Raw genomic sequence first — 1,590 nt, 5'->3', positions numbered from 1 at the left:
GCAGGTGCGCTGGGCGTGGAGGGCGCATTGCGCGACGCGGTGGGCGCACCGGGCGTCGTGGGCGCAGTGACGGACGCAGAGTCCGCCGACGACAAGGAATCGGCCGACGACGAAGGCCCACCGGCGCCGGCCGAAGAAGCTGGCGACGGCGTCGAATCGGCTGAGGATGGTGAAGCAGCCGAGGACGGTAAATCGGCCGGCGAAGCCGAACCGGTCGCCGATGACAAACCGGTCACCGGAGGTGAATCGGCGGCGGTGGGTAACTTGGCCGTCAACCGCGATCTGGCGGACTGCGACGGCAAACTGACCGACGACGACGATCGCGACGGCACGGGTGACGGAGGTAGCGACGGCGACGGTGGTGCCGACGAGGGCGACGAGGGCGACGAGGGCGACGAGGAACTGAAGCGTGACGTCAGTTCAGCCCCACTCTCGGCAGTGCCAGCTGCATCTGCCGACTCCGCCGACTCTGCCGCGGCAGTCGCACTCCCTGCGTCGGCCGTGCCAGCCCCACCCGACACGTCGCCAGGATCCGCCACGGCACCCTTGCTCGGTGCGTCGGCCCCATCCGCAGCGAAAGCCGCACCCGCACCGTCGGTCCAACTCGATTCGTCAGCGGTCATACTCGCCGTGCCCACAGCGGGAGCCGCGCCCACAGCGGGAGCCGCGCCCACAGCGGGAGCCGCGCCCACAGCGGGAGCCGCGCCCACAGCGGGAGCCGCGCCCACAGCGGGAGCCGCGCCCGCTGCGGGAGCCGCGCCCGCTGCGGGAGCCGCGCCTGCAATGGGAGCTTTGGCAGTGGGAGCCTTGCGAGCAGCGGGGGTTTCGCCCGCCGTGTCGGCCGCTCCCAATCCGGTGGCCGCATCGGCCGTCCCCAATCCGGCGGAGACCGCGCTGGCCGCTCCCAAACCGGTGGCCGCATCGGCCGTCCCCAATCCGGCGGAGACCGCGCTGGCCGCTCCCAAACCGGTGGCCGCATCGGCCGTCCCCAATCCGGCGGAGACCGCGCTGGCCGTTCCCAAACCGGTGGCCGCATCGGCCGTCCCCAACTCGGCGGCCGAACTCGATTTGTCGGCCGCACCTGCTGCCGCCGCAGCCGTACCCGCCGCATCGGCCGAACTCGCTTCGACAGCTCGATTTCGACCTCGGCGCTCCGGCCCGAGTGGACGCCGGATCACAGCCACACCGACCGCAGCGACGGCGAACGACAACGAGTCACCCAGGAACGGCAGCCAGCGCGCCACGGTGAACAGCGCACCGCCCACCGGCGGCCCGATCAGCGACGCACCCATGTCCCGACCCTGGCGGGCCGCCGACATCGCCGGGAACTGCTCCGGACGCACCAGCCGCCGCAACACCGGAGCGAGCGCCGCGCCACTGATGCCGTTGAGCATCCCCTGAATCAGCGCCACCGCCCCGATGTGCAGAACATTGACATCTCCGTACGCCACGGCGACAACGACCGTGCCGGTACCCACCGCTTGCCCGAGATAGCAGGCTATGATCACCGGCCGGCGCGGGAGCCGGTCCGCGATCACGCCGCCGGGAAGCGTGGTAGCGAGCCCGCCCAGGTTCAGACAAGCCCCCACG

1 pseudogene is annotated in these 1,590 nt (G+C 71.9%); it reads left to right on the top strand.

Going from position 1 to position 1,590, the window contains the following annotated elements:
* Nucleotides 1–1,401: pseudogene (locus KDL01_RS44305) on the top strand (hypothetical protein); the annotation flags it as partial.
* Nucleotides 1,402–1,590 lie beyond the last annotated feature (189 nt).

This window comes from Actinospica durhamensis (genome assembly GCF_018139695.1).
In the GTDB taxonomy this organism is placed as follows: domain Bacteria; phylum Actinomycetota; class Actinomycetes; order Streptomycetales; family Catenulisporaceae; genus Actinospica; species Actinospica durhamensis.
Note: the sequence above shows the minus strand (reverse complement) of the source record. Positions and strands in the feature narration are given on the sequence as shown.